Below are 21,611 nucleotides of genomic sequence, written 5' to 3'. Positions count from 1 at the left end.
GATCCAGTCCTACAGAGTGATGTGCGCCCGAGCTCTCGGTGATTGACTCTCGTGCGGAAAGGAGCCGTCCGATGAGTAAGTCCATCCCACGCGACCGCTGGTCGATCGTTCTGTTGGCATGTGCAGGGGCATTATTGGTAGCCGCGTTCGTTCTCGGACCGGCCGCTCTGCTGCGCGGAAGTTATCCCCAGTTCCAGGATCAGTCCGCCATGGGCGAGCTGCTCGGCCGTGGATTGGCCGAGTACTGGGGCAGCGGTGTTCGCACCTTTCCTCCCGGGTTGGCGGAGATGGTGGATTACTGGTTCGCGTGGCACGCCATCAAGATCGTCATTTCGGTGCTGTTGACCATCGTTCTGGGCCTGCTGGCAGCGACGCTGTGGGGGCGATCTCTGACTGCCGGCATGGGTTACGTGATCGCTGCGAGTACTTCGACCGTGCTGTCACTGTTTTCGGTGTTCGTCGCCGTGATCAACATCCAGTCGACGGTCGCTCCCGTCGTCGCCCTGCTTCCGCTGCTCTCCGACGACCACGCGGACGGGAAGACGACGCAGTCACTGATCGAAAGCGGTGTGCGGAGCGGAGATACGAGGCCGCCCCTGCTCGAGCTGCTCATGCAGGTCGAGCACTACAACTGGGCGGTGATCATCGCGACGGGTGTGGTGATCGCCGTTGTCGGTCCCGCAACCGTGATCGCGTTCCGTCGGTACGCGGCGACGGACACGACAGCCGCTGCTCACCGTCGAATGTTCGTCACCCTCGGTTCACTCGGCGCGCTGATGACGATCGGGATGGCGCTGCTCTTCGTCGCTGCCGTCGTGGCGGTCGTCGATCCGGGAGACGCGCTCCTCGGATCAGTCGGCGTGTAACTACTGCCGGCTGCGGTCGCGGGCACGCGCGCGGAATTGGCCGATCGCGAGGATGGTCAACGCGACCCCCAACAGGGTGAGGGGGATTTGGGCGCGGGGCGCGTCGATATCGAGTACGAGGATCTGCCACACCACCCACCCGATGGTCACCAACCCCACGAACACGACACACGTCGGAGCGTCGTACGCATCGACGAGCACAGCAGCAACCGAGATCAACGATCCGAGTCCGAGAAAAATCAGCACGAACAGCCCTGAGATGCGGTAGTCCCAGGTATGCCACGCAGGGAGCATGTCGACATCCAAGCCCAGTGACCGCCCGGTGGGGTCGGAGGTCAACGACATTCCGTTGAACGTTCCGGCTGCACCCAGCAGGATCAGCAGTGCCACCGTCGATAGCTTGTTCACGGTGACGTCATGTGTTCGTCGTCCTTCGGTTGCGGGAGCAGCGTCGACCCGAGTTGTGACGGGCCCGCACGCATGATCGTTGATTCTGCCAGAATCGGGCCGATCGGTCTTGTTCTTCTGCAGCAGCTCAGGGCGACCGAGTACCTTGTTCGACGCATCGCCGTTGCGAAGGTTGTCGCTGCCGGATTGCCACTGGGTTTGTATCAACGTAGATTGCAGGAAACGGCCGAGCCCGCGCCGCGTATCGCTGTGTGTCACCGCCTTCGGTGGCGTCGGTCTACGGAAGTGAGTGGTGCGTGATGACAACCGAACCGGTAGAGCGAGGCAGCAGCGCCGAGCCCGCGTCCACATCCGCAGCCGCCGTCTCGTCCGAAGTCGCAGGGTACGCACAGGCGCTCGAGAATTTGAGATCGAAGTTGGTGGCCCGGATGGATCTGTCCGTGATCCTGCAAGCCACATGCACAGAGGTGGTTCAGGCATTGACCACCGCGGATCTGGCAGGCATCACACTCCTCGACGAGGACGGCGAGCAGCCGGAGACAGTGGCATCCACTGATCCCCGCGTCAACGACGTCGACGCCGATCAATACCGAAGCAACGAGGGACCGTGCCTGGAGTCGGCCCGCACCCAACAGATGGTCCGGCTGCTGGTCAGCGGTGTCGAAGACCGCTGGCCACGATTCGCGAACAACGTGTCCGGTCTCGGCGTCGAGAGCTATCTGTCGGCCCCTCTGACGGTCGACGACCGCCACCTCGGGGTCCTGAACATCTACAGTTACGACCCGCACGGCTTCAGCGAAATAGACGAGGCCCTGGTAGGGCTGTTCGTCAGCTCGATCGAAACCGCCGTGACGATATCTCGACGAGCGCGACATGCAGAAGTGGAAGTCGACGGGCTCCTGACCGCGATGAAAACTCGCGCACAGATCGAACAGGCCAAAGGAATCATCATGGCCATGCGTGGTATCGACGCTGGACAAGCCTTCGCATTTCTGTCCGAACAATCCCAGAGCAGCAACATCAAAGTCGCCGACATCGCCGCCACATTGATCGCCTCGATCGGTACGGAAGATCCGTGACCCCATTCGATACCCCTCGACCGGCAGACTCACCACAACACTCACCGAGCACCTTCAGGAAGACATGACGACTCGATCCGCTGCGATTACGACGCTGGCTGCCGGACTGCTCGCTGCCACAAGCATTCTCACGCCCATCGCCGACGCGGCACCGGCAACGTCCATCGATGTGCTTCCGCGGCTGATCGACGGTGCCGCAGCGGGTTACGCACTGTCCTACGCAACCACCGACGAGCACGGGCGCGCCGCGATTGCCCGCGGACAGGTCTACCTCCCCTCCGGCACACCACCACCGGGAGGATGGCCGGTCGTGTCGTGGGCCAAAGGGACCGTCGGCGTGGGTGATTCATGCGCCATGAGCACAGCACTCGACGACGGGGCCGCCGAGGACCCCATGGCCGTCGCACTGTCCAAGCCCCTGCTCACCCAGCTGCTGCGAAGCGGCACAGCCGTTGTCTCGACGGACTACATCGGACTCGGAACCACCGACGCCCACCATTACCTGAACAGCATCTCGGAGGCGAACGCCGTCACCGACATCGTCAGCGCTGCCGCAGACGAACTTCCCGAGCTGTCGCGCACCTGGGTTGCCGCCGGACACTCTCAGGGCGGCGCAGCAGCACTCACCACCGGGGCTCGCGCCGATATCTACGGAGAACGGTCGGATTTTCGCGGGGTGATGTCGTTCGCACCGTCGTCGAACCTCGAAGCCGTCCTTCCGCTGCTCTCGCCCACCACTCCCCGGATCGCACCTCTCGAAAACATCACGGCCACTCTGATCTACGTCCTGTACGGGCTCAGGGATTCTCGGCCGGATCTCGACGTGAACAGCTACCTCAGCGAACTGGGGAGCGACTACCTGGCGCACGCAGAAGACAATTGCATCAGCGACCTACGACAGAAAGTCGATGGTGTTGCACCACAACAACTCCTGGCTCGACCGCTGTCCAACCCCGCCATGACCTCGGCTATCCGCGACTACCTATCCGTGCCGACCACCGGTTACACACGGCCGGTGACCATCGAGCAGGGGCTTGCCGATACCGTCGTGCCGCCGGCTCTGACGACCGCCCTCGCTACGGAACTGGTGGCACAGGGCGTCCGCGACGTGACCTACCTGCCCGTGCCCGGTGCCACTCATTACGACGTCATCACCGCAACCGTCGACGACGCCCTACCTCGAATACTCGACATGCTGCACTGATCAGCCACCGACATGCGGCGGACGACGATCGCTGCCGAGCACGTCGTGTATTTCCCCGAGCAGTCGACGCAGCAACGATTCCAGCTGCTCCTTCTCCCGAGCAGCGAGGTTTTCGAGCAGCTCCGCCTCCCGTCCCAGCACCTCGTCCACAAGGCGTTCGACTGTGCGATGGCCGGATTCGGTCAGTTCGACGTCGACCTGCCGTGTTCCATCGGAACGGGGATGACGGACGACCAGACCCTGCTGCTCCGCACGATCGACGCGTTGAGTGATCGCCCCAGCCGTGACGAGCGCCGCGCCGGCGAGCTCCCTGGTGCCGAGACGGTACGGAGGCCCGGCTCGGCGAAGCGTCGACAACAGATCGAGGATGGCCGAGTCGGCTCCGGACTGCCTCAGCAGACGAGACCGATCGTCACCGAACAGCTTGGCTACGTGAGCAATTCGAGTCACGATGGCAATCGAGTCGACGGGCGTATCCGGGCGCTCTCTCGTCCACGCAAGGGCGATCGCGTCGATGGGATCATCCGGATCGAGATCGGTCACTGTTCGCTCCCCGCTGTCGTGTGATGTAGCTTCGTTTAGGTCTAAACGAAGTCTACAACGTCGAGGAGATCGAAGTGACACGAACAGTCGTGGTAACCGGAGGCGGCACCGGCATCGGACGCGCGATAGCAACCCGCTTCGCAGAAGACGGTGCGCGCGTGATCATTACAGGCCGACGGCTGACCGCTCTCGACCACGCCGCCCGAGACATTGCCGGGAGCGTCGAAGCGGCTCCCGTCGATGCAACGGACGCGGAGGCCGTGACGGCGTTCGCAGCAGAAGTCGGGCCGGTCGACGTACTGGTCAACAATGCCGGCGGCAACACCGATTTCGACCGCACAACGCCGAACGGCCTGAGCGACGTTGCCGATTCGTGGCGAGCGAACTTCGAGGCCAATGTGATCTCGGCTGTCCTGATGACCACCGGCCTGCTTCCGCGAATGAACGACGGCGGTGCCATTGTCACCATCGGTTCGATCGCCGCAGACAAAGGATCGGGCTCGTACGGTGCGGCCAAGGCCGCCATTGCGTCATGGAACATCGACCTTGCGCGCCAACTCGGCTCGCGATCCATCACCGCGAATGTTGTTGCGCCCGGCTACATTGCCGACACCGAATTCTTCCGCGACGTCCTGACCGACGACGCGAAGGACGGTATGGCCGCATCCGCCATGACCGGGCGCGCCGGAGCACCACGGGACATAGCCGAGATGGTGGAGTTCTTGGCCTCCGATCGCGCCCGTCAGATCACCGCCCAGACATTCGCCGTCAACGGCGGTGAGTGGCCATCCCGCTAGGTCGACGCGTTGGCCGCACGAAGGACCGCGTCGAGGGTGGCGGACAGAACGGAGCGATCGATCCCTGCCGCCCATCGAGACCCAGTGGCAGTGCGATATTCGAGCATCGACACCGCATCACTGTCGTTGCCGGCTCGCACACTCGTCTGCGTCAGCCCGAGGATGTCCAGGTGCCTGCCATGAGCAGACAACGCGTCGACGAGTGCCTCGACGGGTCCGACTCCCGTGTGTGAAGTCTCGAAGGACGTGCCGTCGATCTTCAATGTGATGCAGGTGTCGGCGGACCCGTCGTCGTCGTGAGAGTCGAAGCCGATCAGGGTCACGTCGGGTTCGTCGACACCGATGTACACCTCCCGGAAGACGTCCCAGAGTTGCTCGGCCGACAGTTCGGTACCGATCGAATCCGTGCGGGCCTGCACGTGCCGGGCGAGGTCGATCTGCAGGCGACGCGGAAGTTCGATGCCGTAGTTGGTTTCGAGGAGATACGCGATTCCTCCCTTGCCCGACTGCGAATTCACGCGAATGACCGCGTCGTACGAGCGACCGATGTCGTCGGGGTCGATCGGCAGGTACGGCACCCGCCATTCGATGTCCCGCTCGGAACGGCCTTCGCTCAGCGCCCGAGTGCGATGCTCGACGAAACCCTTCCTGATGGCGTCCTGGTGCGTACCGCTGAAGGCGGTGTGTACGAGGTCGCCGACATACGGATGCCGCGGGTGAATCTCGAGCTGGTTGCAGTATTCGACGGTGCGTCGAATCTGATCGATGTCGGAGAAGTCGATCATGGGATCGACACCCTGCGCGTGCAAATTCAATGCGAGAGTGGCGATGTCGACGTTTCCGGTGCGCTCGCCGTTGCCGAATACGCAGCCCTCCACCCGCTGCGCTCCGGCCAGGACGGCCAGCTCGGCGCAGGCAATGCCGGTCCCGCGGTCGTTGTGTGGATGCACCGACAGGATTACGCTGTCTCGTCGCGCAAGGTTGTCGTTCATGTACTCGATCTGGTCCGCATAGACATTCGGCGTCGCGACCTCCACTGTGGCAGGCAAATTCAGGATGACCGGCCGCTGCTGCGTCGCGTCCCACAGAGTCGTCACCGCATCGCAGACATCGAGGACGTAGTCGGGTTCGGTGAGATTGAAGACCTCGGGTGAGAACTCGAATCGCACGTTGGGCAGGTCGCCGGCAAGTTCGAGAACGTCGGCTGCGCCCGAAAGTATCAGTGAGCGAAGCTCGTTGGCCTCCCGGCCGAGCACGACCTCGCGCCACGTAGGAGCCGTGGCGGTGTACATGTGGATCACGACGTCGTTGGTGATTCCGCGGATCGACTCCACGGTTCGCTCGATCAGGTCGCGTCGGGCCGGGGTGAAGACGACCACGGTGACGTCGTCCGGTGCCAGATCGGTGTGTGCCAGCAGCCGCACGAAATCGAAATCGGTCTGCGATGCCGATGGATACCCGACTTCGATTTCCTTGTAGCCCATCGCAACCATCAACTCGAAGAACTGCTTCTTGCGGGCAGGATCCATCGGCTCCGGCAACGCTTGGTTGCCGTCGCGCAGATCGACCGGCACCCACAGCGGTGCCTCGGTCAACCGTCGCTCCGGCCAGCGACGCTTGGTCAGCAGAATGTCGACCTTGGCGTAGACGTCACGGTAACGATGCGACGGCATCTGGGAGTGCCGCTGCCGATTCCAGGTGGGCGCGCCGGCGGGAACGGGTCCGGCGGGAGTGGACAGAGTGGGGAAATCTGTGCGCATGCGAGCAATGTAGCATCACTCCTCAGACAAGCTGAGGAGTAGTCTTCGTTTGTGACCGCGATACGCCGAACGTCGTTGGCCGATCAGGCCGCCGCACTGCTGCATGCCAAAATTCAGTCCGGTGAGTGGCCGGTCGGCACCAAACTGCCAGGTGAAACGACCCTTGCCCCCATGTTCGACGTCGGGCGATCGACGATGCGCGAGGCCATCAGACAACTGGCGGGGCGCGGAATCCTCGTCACCCGGCAGGGATCAGGAGTCTTCGTCGAATCACTCGATGAGGCTCGGACGGACTGGGACCGAGTGTTGCAGCGGGTTCACATCACCGCTGTCCTCGAAGCCCGCCTCGCCATCGAAGGTGAGGCGGCTGCTCTCGCTGCGGCCCGACGCACCCCCAACGACCTCGACGTCATCCGTCGCTCACTCGAGCTACGCAACACCGCTCGCGCCGACGCGGTCGATCTGGTGGAGGCGGACATGGCTTTTCACCGCTCCATCGTGGTCGCGTCGCACAACGACATCCTGCTCGAACTCTTCGACTCCATGGCCCCACGGTTACGGACCGCGATGATCGACATGCTGAAGATCAAGGGCGCGTTCGGAGAGGACTCGGACCACGACACCCACGCCGACGTCGTCGAGGCAATCGCCGCACGCGAAGAGCACCGCGCTCACGCGCTCACCCGCACACATCTACTGGAGTTGTCGACGACCATCGCCCCTCCGACGTGAGCACCGGCCGGTCAAGGCTTGTCAGCTACTAACACCGTCCGAGTACAGAGTCCGGTGCAGCTGACCGCGCTCACCGCGGTCAGCTGCACCGGATTTTCACCGTTGCGTGGTTGTCCTCGTGGTGTCCGCCAGCGCGCCGACCCTGCTGTCGATCGGTGCCCTCATCGTCCTTGCCGTCGTGCTGCACAACTCGCTGGGCCTCGCGGTGGGCTACGGAATCGGTAGGGCATGCGGACTCGATGTCGCCAGCCGCCGTGCGATCAGCGTCGAAGTCGGTATGCAGAACTCCGGCTTGGCAGCGGCACTGGCCTCGGTCCACTTCTCACCCGCTGCAGCACTCCCCGCGGCGATCTTCTCGGTGTGGCACAACGTATCCGGATCGCTGCTGGCCAGCTACTGGTCCAGACGGTCGACGGGTGCCGATCACCGCCAGGACAGTACCGTCACACGGGACTGAGTCTTGGACGCAGCAAACAGAATTCGTTGCCTTCCGGATCCGCCAGCACGTGCCACGACTCCTGGCCGGTCTGGCCGATATCCACTCGTCGGGCACCGAGGGTGAGCAGTCGTTCGAGCTCGGCGTCCTGATCTCGATCGGTTGCATTGACGTCGATGTGCAGCCGAGGTTTCGCCGGCTCGGGATTCTCGCTAGGGACGAAGATGATGGTCGGCTGCGAGCCGCCGAAACCGTCGCGCGCACCGATCTCGACGGAACCGTCACCCTCCCTATCCAATACGACGAAGTCCAACACCTCACACCAGAACGATGCCAAGGCCTCGGGATCGCGACCTTCGAGTACCAATTCGCTGATTCGACATGCCATGGGCGGGAATTTACACCTGCCCCGGCGTCGGACATGCCGTGTTCACGGCCTTTTCGCGCGAGAAATGAATCCCCGTCGACCGAAGGCTCGCAGGCGGTCCTTCGCAGTACGCGAGCGCAGGGACGTGGTGGACGCACCCGCGTTGTCGCGCATACCCTGAATGACCTCTCGGGCCACGTCCGGACCATCGATTCGCGGAGTCCAGTCCAGGTCCCGTCGAGCGCGGTCGGTGTTCAACATCGGGGTGGCGAACGCGAGATCGACCCAACCGTGATGGACTGCGGACACGTGGGTCTCGAAGCCGAGGCGCGCAGCAGCAGACAACACCCGAGAGGGCACAGGCACGATGCGCGCACCGAACGCGTCGGCCACGTCGTGGGCTCGCACGGGCGTCGGGCCGCCGAGGTTGTAGGGCCCAGTTGCACGCCTATCCAGCACTCGCACAATGGCATCGGCGACATCGTCGCTGTGTGCGGCCGGAACGGCGAACGACCTGTCAATGGGCAGGATCGGCAGATGATCGACGATTGCCGACGGCACGAGATCGGGCAGGGCGTAACGCAACAGCGCACTCCCGCTCTCGTACTGGCCGATCAGACCCGGCCTGATTCGAGCGACCGCGACGTCGGGATGTGCTGCCTCGAACTCGTCGAGCACATCCTCGGCGGCAGCCTTGTCCATGCTGTAGGTCGACGAGGACACCCCCGTTCTCGGCCACGACTCGTCGACTTTCTCGCCGTACGACCCTGGTGCGTACACCCCGCCGGACGACATGTGCACCAGATGAGGAACTCCGGCGTCCGCACAGGCAGTTGCCACCGTGCGCACTGCGTCGACATTGACTGCCCGCAGATAATCGCGATCACGCATCGGCTGGAAGGCGATGGCCAGATGAACCACTGCGTCTGCGCCGCGGCACAACGCGCGTAGCTCGTACGGTGCGTGTTCGCCGGTGAGATCCAGCGGAACCCAGTCGACTTGCTCGGCAAAAGGATTGAGGCTCGGCGGACGCCGCGCTACGGCGACAATGGAGTTGCCCGGATGCTCGTCGGTGAGCCTTCGCAGCAGGGCGGTGCCGACATTGCCGGTCGCGCCGATCACTACAGTTCGCATCTCTACCTCCGAAAATCGACCACAGTCGAAGTGCCCCCTGCACATCGATCGAAACCACACTGGCTCAGGAGTTTGAGCCGCCATCCTCCCGGGCATCGAATCACCATGAGTGAAAACAACGAACCGACCCTCGACGACGTCATGATCCCCACCGAGGAAGCTCACCCCGACCACAAAGAGCACGCCAAGACGCCGAAGCATCTCGACGACAGCGACCTCGACGCGCGTACCGAGCACGAGCGCAACGAAGTGAACTGACGGCCGAATCGAACGACCGTCATGGCGGTCGAATTTCCCGGTTTCCACCGAAAAACCCCGGGTATGCGATCGCCATGGCCGATTCAGCAGCATCACCCGCACCCACCGAGGCAGATCCGGACGATCCGCGCAAAGCGGATTCACCCGCCGATCTGACCAAGCCGTCGTGGATCTATGTACTGAAGAAAACCGCCCGTGAGTTCTCCCGGGATCAGTGCACCGACCTTGCAGCTGCTTTGACCTACTACGCCGTGCTCTCGCTCTTCCCCGCCATCCTGGCCATCGTGTCGTTGCTGGGTGTGTTCGGCCAGGGACAGGCCACGGTCGACGGCGTGCTGCAGATCGTCGGCGATCTCGGCCCGCAATCCGCTGTCGACACGTTGCGTCCCACCATCGAACAGCTCGTCCAAGCGCCCACTGCCGGATTCGCGTTGATCATCGGTATCGCAGGCGCACTGTGGTCTGCATCCGGCTACGTCGGCGCATTCGGCCGCGCGATGAACCGCATGTACGAGGTGGACGAGGGACGGCCCATCTGGAAGCTGCGCCCCGTGATGCTTCTGGTCACGCTCATCGCCTTGACCCTGATTGCGCTCGCCGCCGTCATGCTGGCCATCAGTGGCCCCGTGGCCAAAGCTGTGGGCGACGCCGTCGGACTGGGCGACACCGCACTGACGATCTGGAACATCGCACGATGGCCGCTCGTCCTGATCGTGGTGGTACTCGCGGTCGCGATTCTGTACTACGCAACACCGAATGTGCAGCAGCCCAAGTTCAAATGGATCAGTTCCGGTGCCGCGGTCGGCATCATCGTATGGATTCTCGCCACCGTCGCATTCGGCTTCTACGTCGCCAACTTCTCCAGCTACAACAAGACCTACGGCTCCCTTGCCGGAGCCATCGTGTTCTTGCTGTGGCTGTGGATCACCAACTTGGCCTTGCTGTTCGGTGCCGAACTGGATTCCGAACTCGAACGCGGCCGCCAACTCCAGGCCGGGATCGTCGCCGAAGAACGCCTGCAACTGCCGCCCCGAGACACCCGGGTCTCGGACAAGAACGACGAAAAAGACGCACAGGCCGTCGAGCAAGGTCGAAAATTGCGGGAGGAACACAACCGAACTCCGTGAACATCCCGGACGCCACCGACCGGTCGATGAAACAGTTCCGCGTGGTGCGCTGATTCGGTGTGGCAGTTCGAATGACACAGAGAGGCAAGGCAACGTGGCCGAGGAAGAAAATACGGAAGAGTCCCGACGCGCCCACGCCCCGGACTCCGATAGCTTCAGCGCATCGATGTACGGACACCATCTGGAGGGGGTTGCACGAGTCAGCAAGAGGTGTGTGACCGACGCCGGCGTGGATGGAGCCGCGGTCGCCATCCTCACCGACGATGCCGATGCTCGGGATCTGCTGTACGCCACGAACTCCGAAGCTGCCCGCATCGACGAGCTCCAATTCACCACCGGCGAGGGCCCCTGTATCGATGCCTTCGTCACCGGGGTGCCGCAACTGCACCCGGACATCGGTAATCGGCCCGATACCACGGGATGGCCATCGTTCGCGTCGGAAGTTCTTCAGGAGCTCGGCGTGCACGGGGTGTATGCGTTCCCATTGTTCAGTGGCGGTGCTCGACTCGGGGTCCTCGAGCTCTACACCCAGAAGTCCGGAACTATGACGGCACAACAGATCACTGCTGCCCAGGCCGCAGCCTCGACCCTCGGTGACATCGTCGTCAGTGAAGTCGCAGCCCGACCGGACTTCTTCGACGAGTCGACACTTCGCCCACCCGACGGCCCATTCCGCTTCGCTCGGTCCGACATCAACATCGCAGTCGGTGTGTTGGCCGAACGTCTGCATGTGTCGCTCGACGAGGCAACCGCGCGGCTGCGTGCCCGTGCCTACGCCGATGCCCGCTCGATATCCTCCCTCGCGTTCGACATCGTCCGCGGAGACGGCTTGTTCTACGACGACCCGGGGAGCGCGTGACATCGAAGCCCACCGTCCATCGACCACGAACGTCCGAGTTGACAGCTCCAACAACGAAAGAAGGCCGAACATGCCACCCATCCCTCGCCCGGATCAATCGTCGCCGGCACCCAACGGCCCGACCGGAGCTCGCGATACGAGAGCCCAAACCGGTGATTTCCTGACCACTGCGCAAGGCGTACGTCTACCCGACACCGATCATTCACTGAAGGCGGGCGATCGAGGCCCGACGTTGCTCGAGGACTTCCATCTTCGCGAGAAGATCACCCACTTCGACCACGAGCGAATACCGGAGCGCGTCGTGCACGCACGCGGTGCCGCCGCACATGGAACGTTCGAGTCATACGGGTCGGCGAAGACCGTGACCAAGGCAGGATTCCTCGCCCAGAAGGGCAAGCGGACACCGGTTTTCGTCCGCTTCTCGACCGTTCTCGGATCGCGTGGTTCCGCCGACACCGTCCGCGACACCCGCGGTTTCGCGGTCAAGTTCTACACCGACGAAGGAACCTTCGACCTGGTCGGAAACAACATGCCCGTCTTCTTCATCCAGGACGGCATCAAGTTCCCCGACATCATTCATGCCGGCAAACCGCAGCCCGATATCGAACTGCCGCAAGCTCAGTCGGCACACGACTCCTTCTGGGACTTCGTCTCGCTGCACACCGAGGCAACTCACCACGTCATGTGGAACATGAGCGATCGAGGTATCCCGCGCTCGTATCGCACGATGGAAGGCTTCGGCGTCCACACGTTCCGCCTCGTCGCCGAGAACGGCGAGACCAGGCTGGTCAAATTCCATTGGAAGCCGCTTGCCGGAGTGCATTCGCTGGTATGGGAGGAAGCCCAGATCGCAGCGGGGGTCGATCCTGACTTCCATCGACGCGACATGTCCGACGGCATCAAGGCCGGTGCCCCACTGGAATACGAGTTCGGAATCCAGGTCATGCCCGACGATGGCACCGAGACCTACGAGGGCATCGATCTGCTCGATCCCACGAAAATCGTTCCTGAAGAACTGGTTCCGGTGCAACCCATCGGCAAGCTCACCCTCGACGCTAACCCCACGAACTACTTCGCCGAAACCGAGCAGGTCGCGTTCCACACGGGCCACCTGGTGCCGGGCATCGAAGTCACCAACGATCCACTGATGCAGGCGCGTCTGTTCTCCTACCTGGACACCCAGATCACGCGTCTCGGCGGCCCCAATTTCTCGCAACTGCCGATCAACCGGCCGCATGCACCTGTCAACGACATGCTGCGAGACGGCATGCACCAGACCGCCGTCCACACCGGCCTGGCCCCGTACCTCAGCAACTCCGTCGACGACGGAGAACCAGCGGTAGCAGGTGAGAAGGACCACGGTTACGTGCAGACCGAACGCCTCATCGAAGGACGCGCAGTACGAGCGAACCCCGCATCCTTCGACGACCACTTCACCCAGCCCACCATGTTCTATCGCAGCCTCAGTGCCGTCGAGCAGGATCACCTCGTCGAGGCATTCACGTTCGAGTTGGGCAAAGTGTTCGAGCAATCGATCAAGGAACGCGAGCTCGAGGTTCTCTCGAATGTCGACGCCGATCTGTGCGAGCGCGTCGCCGCCGGCCTCGGCCTGCCTGCACCAGTCGGCACACCCGCTGAGGACGTGCTGCTCTCCACCGCACTGTCTCAGATCGTCGAGGCTCCAGGACCGATTGCCGGACGCAAGATCGGCGTCATCGCCGACGCCGGATCGGACCTGTCCGGAATCGGCAAGCTACGGACGGCAGCCGCGCGCCGCGGTGCCACAGTGCACGTCATCGCTGCGGCCGGCGGCATCCTCGGTAAAGGCGTGCGCACTCAGGTGGTCGAGCGAACATTCCTCACAGTTCGTTCGATCGAGTTCGACGCTTTCGTCGTCGCGGGCGGAACAACACCGACGAACGACATCAAGCTGATCCTGCTGCTGCAGGAAGCATTCCGTCATTGCAAAGCGATGGGTGCCTGGGGCGACGGAGCGGCACTGCTCGAGCAGGCCGGAATCGGTGCCGACGACGCAGGCGTCGTCATCGGCGAGACAGCGGTGAAAGCGTTCAACGACGCGTTGCTCGCTGCGGTCGGATTGCACCGAGCCTGGGATCGTGCCCCCGCGGTGATGGCGTCGAACATCCCGCCTGCAGTCCCCGACAAGCCTGCTCGTAAGCGGGCAGCCAAGGCCAAGGCCAGGAAGTAGGGCTACCCCGACTGGGGCTCGGTCAGCATCGCTGCCATGTCGTCCAACTCGAAGTACTGGGCGATTGCGTGCGCCGATCGAGCCCCGGCTGCGGGGTCCGCGCCTGCCTTCAGCAACATCCTCACAATGGGCGTCGACCGACGAAACACCGCGGCCGCCAACGCTGTTTGACCGTTGTCGTTCACGCGATCCACCGCAGCCCCCAGCGTCAGAAGCATGCTCACCGCACCTGGTTGTACGTGATACGCCGCCAGAATCAACAGTGTGTCGCCCTTGTCGTTGGTCAGGTCGACGGACCCTCCGGCCTCGAAAAACGACTGCAACCACGAGGCGTCACCGCCGCGCGCGCAGTCGAATGCATGCCGAAACACTGCCAGAACATCGTCGTCGTCCACCGACACATGATCCCCCGAGCAGCGAGGTTCCAACCAAGCACCGTCGATCTGGATCGAGCGCTGCTCCGTTCTATCGACCGCATTCTCGTGCAGTGACCGTGCGAGTGTTCCCGCACGGAGCGAGACCTCGCGTACGGACCCACCGACGTGGGAGAATCGTGCGGTCCACGGGCATGCGGCGTCTGTCGCGTCCGACAAGGTTGGGGGGAGCATTATGACCGGCCCGGTTGCCCAAGGTAGTGCGATGAAGCGGCGAAACCCCGTTGTCGTGTGGATCCTGTTGCCGCTCATCACTCTCGGCATCTACCACTTCGTCTGGTACTACCTCATCCACCGTGAGATGGCGGACTTCGACCGACGCAAGGTCGACCCGCCGGTCGTCGGCCCACTGCTGGTTCTGCTCCTCCTCGGCTGGACCATCATCGCGCCGTTGATCAGCTACTACAACACAGGAAACCGCATCGCCGACGCCCAACGCGCGGCCGGCCTTCAGCCGACGTGCAGCTCGGTCGTCGGACTTCTGCTCACGTTCGTCTTCGGCCTGCAGTCCCTGTACTACCAGCTGGAACTGAACAAGATCACGGCCCGATACAACGACGTACCGCCGGGAACCGTTGTGCCGCTCGCGGTGTGAATCCCGAAACCGAAACGACGAAACGGACACGATGACCACCCTCCATCACGCACCGCTCTCGCGCGTCGACCCGAGCACCCTGTACCGCATCATGGCGCTGCGGGTCGCGGTATTCGTGCACGAACAGAAGATCGTCGACGAGGCCGAACTCGATGGCGCAGACCTACTTCCGACGACCGAACTGTTCTGGATCCAGGACGAAAACGGAGAGGTGTTGGCCACTCTCCGAGTGCTCGTCGACGACACGGTCCACATCGGTCGCGTCGCGACTGCTGCTGCGGGCCGTGGCCGCGGTTATGCCGGACAGCTCGTCGAGGCCGCGCTGAAGGCGTACCCCGGGGTGGTCGAGATGTCCGCGCAAGCACACCTCGAAAAGTGGTACGGCCGCTTCGGATTCGTTCGGATGGGCGAGCAATACCTGGAAGCGGGAATCCCGCACGTGAAGATGTCCACCCATCCCAGCTGAATCAGCCCAGTGTCGGTGCGTGTGCAACTTGTGCTCCACTCTGGGCCCCGAGTCGGAGAATCCTCGCGACCGAGGCCCCGACTGGAGCAGACCTTCCGTCAGCGAAGCGAGATCACTTCTTCTTCGGGTCGTGGCCCCAGTTCATCAGTGAGTAGCGCCATTTGGTGTCGGTGATGTCCCCGTCGGGCCGCTGCGCAAGGTGTCGTTTGCAGTAGCCGACGACCTTTCGCATGTGCTCGTAGTCGTCGTCGGACAGGTCCGCCTTCTTCGTCTTCAGGATTTCGACGATGCGGCGGCCGCTCTCGTGGCCCGTCGACTCGCCGCCGTCCTTCTTTTGCCCGACGTCCTTCGAGTCGTCGGTGCCGAGAAACTCGTCGAGTTCCTTCGCCGTCATGTTGACGAGGTCATCGAACTCCGTCTTGATGTCACTGTCGTCATCGGCCATCGAGCCGTCTCCTTCGATTCACCCTCAGTGGTGGTGCCGCGTGTCTCCCGTTCGACCGCATCGGCCTTCGGAACTCGTCTCGTTCCTAGTCCGCCGCATACCCACAGTTGGGCGGTACTCAACCTGCTGGTCAGATCTGACTACACCGCCGCAGGGCGGCCCACTCGAAAGCCCTGCAGCAGGTCGGCCCCGATCGACGTGGCCGCTTCGAGGTCGTCGTCGGTCTCGATTCCCTCGAACACGCACCTGGCCTCCGTTTTTCGCGCGAACTCGAGGACCAGTTCGGCCAACGCCGACTTCACTCGATTGCCTTTCATACCGTGAACGACGAACGCGTCGAGTTTGATGATCTGCGGCTCGAGCACGACGAGCTGCCGCATACCTGCGTACCCGGATCCCACATCGTCCACCGCGACAGCGACGCCGCCGCGTCGAAGTTCGGCCAACACTGCCACCACCGCGTCCTCGTCGTCCTGGGCGGCGTGTTCGGTGAGCTCGATTACCAGTGACCGTCGTCGGCCGAAGTCGAGCAGCACATCCACGAGGGCAGCATCGATCAGTAGCGTTGCAGCACTGAGGTTCACCGCAACGAAGCAACCATCCGGCAGACGCGCTGATTCTCCCAATGCCTTGACGGCCGCAGATCTGTCCAGAGCAGGACCGAGGCCGCACTGCGCTGCATCGGCGAACCACGCCTCGGTGTCACCGCCGCCCGCCGGGAAACGCGACAGGGCCTCGTATCCCTCGATCAACCCATCGCGTGCACGGACGATCGGCTGAAAGACGATGTCCGGGCCACCGCCTGCAATCGCAGCCTCCACCCGACGCCGTGACCGCAACAGGGTCGAGCGTAGCGGTGTCGACGCTGCCCTAGTCGACGGCACGATTCCACACCCGCACCACCGGGTGAAGCTGAACCGGAGCTGCAACCGGGCGCATCGCGGCAACGACTGCATCAGGATCCCGATCGCCGAAGCTGCTGATCAGCACCCGAACTCGTCGTGTGTCGCGAGGCCAAAAGGCGCCGAAAGATTCGGCTATCGCGACATAGTCAGCGGCGCGTTGCTCGGCGCTCAGGCGTGCGGGACAGCGGTGGCGGAGTACGAATTCTCGCACCAGCCGCCAGCGCCTGCGGCCGCCGATCAGTCGATGGAGCATGGTGCCATGGGGACGTCGGCGAACCGATCCATCAGGAACGCTGCAGCGGCACCGCCGTACCCGTCGATCAGCTGTGGCCCGAAGTGGTTGGGCAACACCGCACCCTGCAGGATCGGCGGCAAAGGGTTGGTTCGGAACTCCACCGTGGCACCTCGCCCACACCAATCCTGAGCCAACTTCCGGGCCTGACCGTACGGCACGGTGTCGTCGTTGAGTCCGCTGGTGATCATCACCGGTGCGTTCGGAGTACTGCGACCGATCCGCTGAGCCTCGAGAATACGACCCGCCTGCGGAATGGTGCCCAGATTCTCGAGCATCGACTTGCCGTCCGCGGTCAACGATTCGGTTCGCAGAAACGGGTACTTCAGAATGGTGTCGCCGATGCACTGCGTCGACAGATCGTTCAGCACTGCCTTGCCGTGATCGGTGAGTCTCTCTTCGACGAGCGGCAGCAAGCTCGGATCCCGCTCTACGAACCCGTTGAGGGCATAGCCGATCACCCCTCCGATCAGCGTCCCGTCGACGGTCTTCAACACCTCGAGCAAGTCCGCTGTAGGTGCTCCGGCCCACGTACCCTTCAGATCGACCTCAGGTGCGTACTCCGAGGCCAGTTCGGCCGCCGCGGCTGCCGCCCCACCGCCCTGGGAGTACCCCCAGATACCAACGGGTGCATCGGTATCACCTAGGAGCTCGTTCGCGGCACGAGCACCGTCGAGCACCGCATGAGCCTGCTCGACACGATTGACATAGGTGTGCACACCGGGCGTTCCCAACCCGATGTAGTCGGTCACGAATACGTTGGCACCCATCGATCCCCACAGAGTGGAAGACAACAATTCCTGATTGAACGAGATCGACAATGGTTGTGCCACAGCGTTGACAGTCGTCGGAAACGCACGAGAAGGAGCGCACTGATCGGCCTGACCCACCGTGCCGGGCGCGACGACGATGGTCGGCCGCGGGCCTGCACCGCGCCAGGGCACCTCGGTCTCGATGAACGTGCCCGACACGCCCACCGGCGTATCGTCCTGCGTCCGTGACGAGTACAGCACCCGCTGCGCCTGAACGGGGTAGGCACCGTCCGCACCGGGCAGAGCCGCGAACAGTGACATCGGCTGCGTCCGCAACACGGCCCCCGGGTCGTCGACGACCTGAGCCGGAGGGACGTAGAAGTCGTCGACGGGGTCGGCATTCGCTGCCGAGCCTCCAAGCACGGTCAGGGAAGACGCGAGCACGGCGGTGACTGCGACGCCGATCATGGTGCGGTACAGATGCATCGGTCTCTTTCTGGTGGGGGTCAGATAACGGTGCCGATGTCGTCGGCAACGATGTTGTCCAGCGCACGTTCGGCCAGTGCGGCGATAGTCATGGATGGGTTGCACGCTGCGGTGGTGCCGGGCATGAGTGCCCCGTCGAGGACATACAGTCCTCGCTGGCCGTGGACACGACCGTCAAGATCACATACTGCGCCCATGTTGGCCCCACCCAACGGATGCCAGGTGGACGGGAACAGTGCATTGGTATCGGTGAGAACACTGCCCGATCCGGCGATACGACGCACCGTCGGATCGATCGAACCGTCCTGAATCAGGCTGTCGCCGTTGGCCGGCCAATGTAGTCGCACCTGGTCCATGGAGGAGTCGTAGCCGAAATGGCCGCGGCCGCTGCTGACTCCGTACCCGACGAGCATCGTGCTGTGGGCATCGAACGACAACGGCGGTATCGAGGCCTGGATGACGGTGTGCGCAGTGTTCGGGTCGTCCCAGTTGAGGCTGCCGAACACCACCGGTCCGCCTTGGGGTGCACCGAATTGCTGCTCGATGCTCGACCACACGTAGATGCGATCGGCATTGGTGCCCCAGCCCTGCCCCAACTCGTTCGGGAGATCGGGAATGCCTCCGGTCGCTCCGGCGCGGACGAGCAGTTTGGTGGTGTTCAGGCTTCCGGCTGCCATGATCAGCGTGCCGGCGGTGAGAACCTTGTTCTCCAGAACCGTTCCGTCGGAATCGATTCGATCGACATACACCGTCCAACGGCCGTCGGCACGCCGCTCGACACTCGTGACATCGTGCTGCGTCGCGACCGTGGCCAGCCCCGTCGCCTCGGCGGCCGCGATGTAGGTGACGTCCACGGAGTGCTTGCCGCCGTTGTTGACTCCGAATGCACCGGACCCATCGGTGTACGACGGTGCCATCACCCCGCGCGTCTCGTCGAGGGCGAAGTTCCAGTCGATCGGCATCGGGATCTTGGACACCGGCAGCCCCGCTCGACGAGCATTGGCCGCAAACACCCGCGCTGCTTGATAATTGGGCGTACCGATCAACTCGTCGGGAGCCTGCTGGAGCTGCAACATCCGCGCCACGCGTGGGTAGTGCACCCGATTCAGAGTCGGCCAATCCAGTCCGGCCGGAAAGTGTTCCTCGAACACCGGCTGCGATGGCTGCAGTGTCATTCCCTGGTAGATCAGGGATCCGCCTCCGACACCGGCCGCGCACAGCGCGGTCATGTTGTCTCCGGGCACCGCCTCGAGGAGGCCGACGTACGGATCGAACGGAACTGGCCTGCCGAACAGGTTGGGACTCGAACCGTGCCACAGCATTCGCTTGTCCGGTGACGTGGCATCGGGAAACGTGTCTGCGTTCGGTCCTGTGTTCCAACGTCTTCCGCGCTCGAGCACCAGAACCGGCACCCCGGCTTCGGCCAGGCGCAATGCGGCGACGCCACCGCCGAACCCCGATCCGATGATCACCACACGATGATCCTCGCGGGTCAGCGGGATCTGGACGCGTCGCCCGCCCGCTGCTCGCGCCACTCCCGCGCCCGATAGTGCGGCCAATCCCGCAACCGCAGTCGCGCCGAGAAACGACCGGCGATTCAAATTCGACACGTACCCCCCAATGGTGTGCAGCAGCGCGCACGAGACCTGTGTCACGTGCACGTGCGAAGCAAAACTAGACAGATGCGGCTTATGGTGTCAAGTTTTTGGGGGTCCGTCAGAACAGGAGCGGAATCAGCCAGCGCCGCAGGTATGACCGCAAACCGTCGTCGTCGTGGATCTGCGCGTCGTCGAACAAGATGACGGACAGCCCGTTACGCACAAGCACGGAATCGATACCATCGAACCGCGTCGCATCGAATTCGGGATTGCGTTCGATGTAACCGTCGAGGAACTGACGCACCACCGGTTCGGCTCGATCCATCATGTCCGGATCGAACAACGGGTTGGCGTTGCCTGAACGCATCAGAGAATTGAGCACCGGTTCTCGTCGAATGAGGTTGCGTGCAGCCACAATAGTCTCTACGACGAACTCGGACGGCGTCTCGGCCTGATCGGCCTTTGCCCGGATGCCACCGATCACGTCGACGACAAGACCGACCATCGCCTCCGAGATCATGTCCTCGCGCGTGCTGAAGATCGAATACACCGTCTGACGCGTCACGCCTGCCGCCCGCGCAGCCGCGGCAATGGTGACATCCTCGAACCCACCCTCGGCAATGAGCCCGAGGGTGGCGTCGAGAATCTTCTGCTTCGAACGCATGGTTCGAGTATGACGGCAATCCCGGCTCGGCGAGTCATCCGATGAGAGGCCGCCGATTCTTCGTCAATTTTTCGAGCTCGGCCTGCATCGCCCCGTGCACCCGCCCCGCGAACTCCTCCGCCGACTCGTCGGCGTCGGGATGCATGGGCGCGAGCACCGACGTCTCGAGTTTGGTGGGGAGCGGCAGGTACGGAAGAAGCCCGACCAGACCGAGATTGACGCCCCACGGAATGGACACCGACAACGGAAACGTTTTGAGCCGCAGTACCTTGTCCAACCTCAGCGCCTTCGCCAACTGCTTACCACTGCTGAGTACCAGCAGGGACTCCCCCGCTCCCGCTGTGACGACGGGAACGACCGGCACCCCCGCCTCGATTGCCAAACGGGCGAACCCGGTCCGACCCGAGAACACTATGTCGTTGCGGTGCCGCCACGATTTCAAAGCATCGACGTCACCGCCCGGGAAGACCAGGACATTGCTGCCCTCCGCAAAAGCGTCCAGGGCCGTTTGTCGTCCGGCGGGCCTGGCACCGAACGGTTCGATCAGCTTCTCGGCATGCAGAGTCCACGCGATCTGGTGGGTCAACGTGATCAGCTCGCGGTCGATACCGAGCTCGTCGTATGCGGCCGCGAATGCGAACACATTGAGATCGATGACTCCGCCGAACCCGTGGTTGGCGACGAACAGCACCGGGGTATCCGGAACCGGTTGCGCTACGGTCACTTCCAATCGGTTGTAGAGGCGAACAGCACTGATGCTCGCCGCGCGAACGACTCGAGCGATGTTGTCCACCGCCGACTACCGGTCCAGTTGCAGGTCTGCCAGCGCGCCGGCGATCACGAAACCTCCGGCGATTGCACAGCCGGCTGTTCTCGTTCGTGGCGGCAGGTGAGCGGTGAGCGCGAACGCCGCCGTGTCCCAGACGTCGACGGCCACACCTGCTCGCAGCAGGGTGCGCACGGCCTTCGGCGCGAGCCGAGTTGCCGCATACAGGCCGCCGCCGATGTAGATTTCCCGAATTCCGAAGGTGCGAGCCGCAGCTCGCGTCGTCGCCACCGCAGCATCGGGCCCGGCGAGGAGTTCGTTGGCGCGAGTGGGCGCCACCATGTGGGCGATGCCGATCGCGGCCCGAGCAAGCCCGACCGCCTCGGGAAGACGACGAACCAGACCGGACGCAGAGCCGAAAGCCATGAA

25 protein-coding genes are annotated in these 21,611 nt (G+C 63.4%); 12 read left to right on the top strand and 13 right to left on the bottom strand.

Annotated features, from left to right (window positions below; translation table 11 throughout):
* The first annotated feature begins 71 nt into the window (after positions 1-71).
* On the top strand, positions 72-866 hold the full coding sequence (locus K414_RS0107980) for a hypothetical protein (RefSeq protein WP_037219013.1): 795 nt from the start codon (positions 72-74) through the stop codon (positions 864-866).
* Here the strand turns inward: K414_RS0107980 and K414_RS29530 are convergent, their stop codons facing one another.
* Positions 867-1,532 carry a hypothetical protein gene (locus K414_RS29530; protein ID WP_237606153.1) on the bottom strand — a complete coding sequence of 222 codons (666 nt, stop codon included), beginning with the start codon at positions 1,530-1,532 and terminating at the stop codon, positions 867-869.
* Between the two features lie 41 nt (positions 1,533-1,573).
* Between K414_RS29530 and K414_RS0107970 the strand changes: the two genes are divergently transcribed.
* Positions 1,574-2,353, top strand: coding sequence for a GAF and ANTAR domain-containing protein (locus tag K414_RS0107970; RefSeq protein WP_051364994.1), 780 nt, complete (start codon positions 1,574-1,576; stop codon positions 2,351-2,353).
* Between the two features lie 64 nt (positions 2,354-2,417).
* Positions 2,418-3,557 carry an alpha/beta fold hydrolase gene (locus K414_RS0107965; RefSeq protein ID WP_037219010.1) on the top strand — a complete coding sequence of 380 codons (1,140 nt, stop codon included), beginning with the start codon at positions 2,418-2,420 and terminating at the stop codon, positions 3,555-3,557.
* Here the strand turns inward: K414_RS0107965 and K414_RS0107960 are convergent, their stop codons facing one another.
* The gene (locus tag K414_RS0107960) at positions 3,558-4,100 is read right to left on the bottom strand and encodes a MarR family transcriptional regulator (RefSeq protein ID WP_027495474.1); all 543 of its coding nucleotides are present in this window, start codon (positions 4,098-4,100) and stop codon (positions 3,558-3,560) included.
* A gap of 74 nt (positions 4,101-4,174) precedes the next feature.
* Here K414_RS0107960 and K414_RS0107955 point away from each other — a divergent pair, with 74 nt between their 5' ends.
* Positions 4,175-4,897: an SDR family oxidoreductase gene (locus K414_RS0107955; protein WP_027495473.1), complete on the top strand. Its 723-nt coding sequence runs from the start codon at positions 4,175-4,177 to the stop codon at positions 4,895-4,897.
* Here K414_RS0107955 and K414_RS0107950 read toward each other — a convergent pair.
* A complete protein-coding gene (locus K414_RS0107950; RefSeq protein ID WP_027495472.1) occupies positions 4,894-6,657 on the bottom strand; it encodes a 2-isopropylmalate synthase in 1,764 nt (587 codons plus the stop codon). The genes K414_RS0107955 and K414_RS0107950 overlap by 4 nt on opposite strands.
* A 51-nt stretch (positions 6,658-6,708) precedes the next feature.
* Here K414_RS0107950 and K414_RS0107945 point away from each other — a divergent pair, with 51 nt between their 5' ends.
* On the top strand, positions 6,709-7,389 hold the full coding sequence (locus K414_RS0107945) for an FCD domain-containing protein (protein WP_027495471.1): 681 nt from the start codon (positions 6,709-6,711) through the stop codon (positions 7,387-7,389).
* A gap of 118 nt (positions 7,390-7,507) precedes the next feature.
* Positions 7,508-7,846 (top strand): hypothetical protein, encoded by a 339-nt coding sequence (locus K414_RS0107940; protein WP_201245346.1) that lies wholly within the window; start codon positions 7,508-7,510, stop codon positions 7,844-7,846.
* On the opposite strand, the gene K414_RS0107935 is transcribed toward K414_RS0107940, so the two are convergent.
* Both K414_RS0107935 and K414_RS0107930 read right to left on the bottom strand, forming a co-directional pair.
* A complete protein-coding gene (locus K414_RS0107935) occupies positions 7,833-8,213 on the bottom strand; it encodes a VOC family protein (protein ID WP_027495469.1) in 381 nt (126 codons plus the stop codon). The genes K414_RS0107940 and K414_RS0107935 overlap by 14 nt on opposite strands.
* Positions 8,214-8,255: 42 nt before the next feature.
* Positions 8,256-9,326: an NAD-dependent epimerase/dehydratase family protein gene (locus K414_RS0107930; RefSeq protein WP_027495468.1), complete on the bottom strand. Its 1,071-nt coding sequence runs from the start codon at positions 9,324-9,326 to the stop codon at positions 8,256-8,258.
* Positions 9,327-9,431: 105 nt separating this feature from the next.
* On the opposite strand from K414_RS0107930, the gene K414_RS29330 reads away from it, so the two are divergent.
* From K414_RS29330 to K414_RS0107910, 4 genes are all read left to right on the top strand, one after another.
* The gene (locus K414_RS29330) at positions 9,432-9,584 is read left to right on the top strand and encodes a hypothetical protein (protein WP_167326464.1); all 153 of its coding nucleotides are present in this window, start codon (positions 9,432-9,434) and stop codon (positions 9,582-9,584) included.
* 74 nt (positions 9,585-9,658) lie between these two features.
* Entirely contained in the window at positions 9,659-10,711 is a 1,053-nt protein-coding gene (locus tag K414_RS0107920; RefSeq protein WP_027495467.1) for a YihY/virulence factor BrkB family protein, read from the top strand.
* Positions 10,712-10,925: 214 nt separating this feature from the next.
* Positions 10,926-11,570 (top strand): GAF and ANTAR domain-containing protein, encoded by a 645-nt coding sequence (locus tag K414_RS0107915; RefSeq protein ID WP_161631782.1) that lies wholly within the window; start codon positions 10,926-10,928, stop codon positions 11,568-11,570.
* Between the two features lie 70 nt (positions 11,571-11,640).
* Complete coding sequence (locus tag K414_RS0107910) at positions 11,641-13,779, top strand: catalase (protein WP_037219002.1); 2,139 nt, start codon at positions 11,641-11,643, stop codon at positions 13,777-13,779.
* Positions 13,780-13,781: 2 nt separating this feature from the next.
* On the opposite strand, the gene K414_RS0107905 is transcribed toward K414_RS0107910, so the two are convergent.
* The gene (locus K414_RS0107905; RefSeq protein WP_237606152.1) at positions 13,782-14,174 is read right to left on the bottom strand and encodes an ankyrin repeat domain-containing protein; all 393 of its coding nucleotides are present in this window, start codon (positions 14,172-14,174) and stop codon (positions 13,782-13,784) included.
* A 244-nt stretch (positions 14,175-14,418) separates the two neighbouring features.
* Between K414_RS0107905 and K414_RS0107900 the strand changes: the two genes are divergently transcribed.
* Complete coding sequence (locus K414_RS0107900) at positions 14,419-14,808, top strand: DUF4234 domain-containing protein (protein WP_230073142.1); 390 nt, start codon at positions 14,419-14,421, stop codon at positions 14,806-14,808.
* A gap of 31 nt (positions 14,809-14,839) precedes the next feature.
* A complete protein-coding gene (locus tag K414_RS0107895) occupies positions 14,840-15,274 on the top strand; it encodes a GNAT family N-acetyltransferase (protein ID WP_027495462.1) in 435 nt (144 codons plus the stop codon).
* 112 nt (positions 15,275-15,386) lie between these two features.
* Here K414_RS0107895 and K414_RS0107890 read toward each other — a convergent pair whose 3' ends face one another.
* From K414_RS0107890 to K414_RS0107855, 7 genes are all read right to left on the bottom strand, one after another.
* Positions 15,387-15,719 (bottom strand): DUF3140 domain-containing protein, encoded by a 333-nt coding sequence (locus K414_RS0107890; RefSeq protein ID WP_027495461.1) that lies wholly within the window; start codon positions 15,717-15,719, stop codon positions 15,387-15,389.
* 140 nt (positions 15,720-15,859) lie between these two features.
* Positions 15,860-16,603, bottom strand: a complete 744-nt coding sequence (locus K414_RS26330) for an EAL domain-containing protein (RefSeq protein ID WP_161631781.1) — start codon at positions 16,601-16,603, stop codon at positions 15,860-15,862.
* A gap of 258 nt (positions 16,604-16,861) precedes the next feature.
* Positions 16,862-18,154: a lipase family protein gene (locus K414_RS0107875; RefSeq protein WP_237606151.1), complete on the bottom strand. Its 1,293-nt coding sequence runs from the start codon at positions 18,152-18,154 to the stop codon at positions 16,862-16,864.
* 20 nt (positions 18,155-18,174) lie between these two features.
* Complete coding sequence (locus K414_RS0107870; RefSeq protein ID WP_027495458.1) at positions 18,175-19,764, bottom strand: GMC oxidoreductase; 1,590 nt, start codon at positions 19,762-19,764, stop codon at positions 18,175-18,177.
* Positions 19,765-19,870: 106 nt separating this feature from the next.
* A complete protein-coding gene (locus K414_RS0107865) occupies positions 19,871-20,416 on the bottom strand; it encodes a TetR/AcrR family transcriptional regulator (RefSeq protein WP_027495457.1) in 546 nt (181 codons plus the stop codon).
* Between the two features lie 34 nt (positions 20,417-20,450).
* Positions 20,451-21,209 (bottom strand): 1-acyl-sn-glycerol-3-phosphate acyltransferase, encoded by a 759-nt coding sequence (locus K414_RS0107860; protein ID WP_027495456.1) that lies wholly within the window; start codon positions 21,207-21,209, stop codon positions 20,451-20,453.
* 6 nt (positions 21,210-21,215) lie between these two features.
* Positions 21,216-21,608: a hypothetical protein gene (locus K414_RS0107855; RefSeq protein ID WP_027495455.1), complete on the bottom strand. Its 393-nt coding sequence runs from the start codon at positions 21,606-21,608 to the stop codon at positions 21,216-21,218.
* Positions 21,609-21,611: the final 3 nt, after the last annotated feature.

The organism is Rhodococcus sp. JG-3 (assembly GCF_000482405.1).
Classification (GTDB): Bacteria; Actinomycetota; Actinomycetes; order Mycobacteriales; family Mycobacteriaceae; genus Rhodococcoides; species Rhodococcoides fascians.
The sequence above is the reverse complement of the archived record's forward strand: the minus strand, read 5'-3'. Positions and strand labels throughout refer to the sequence as shown.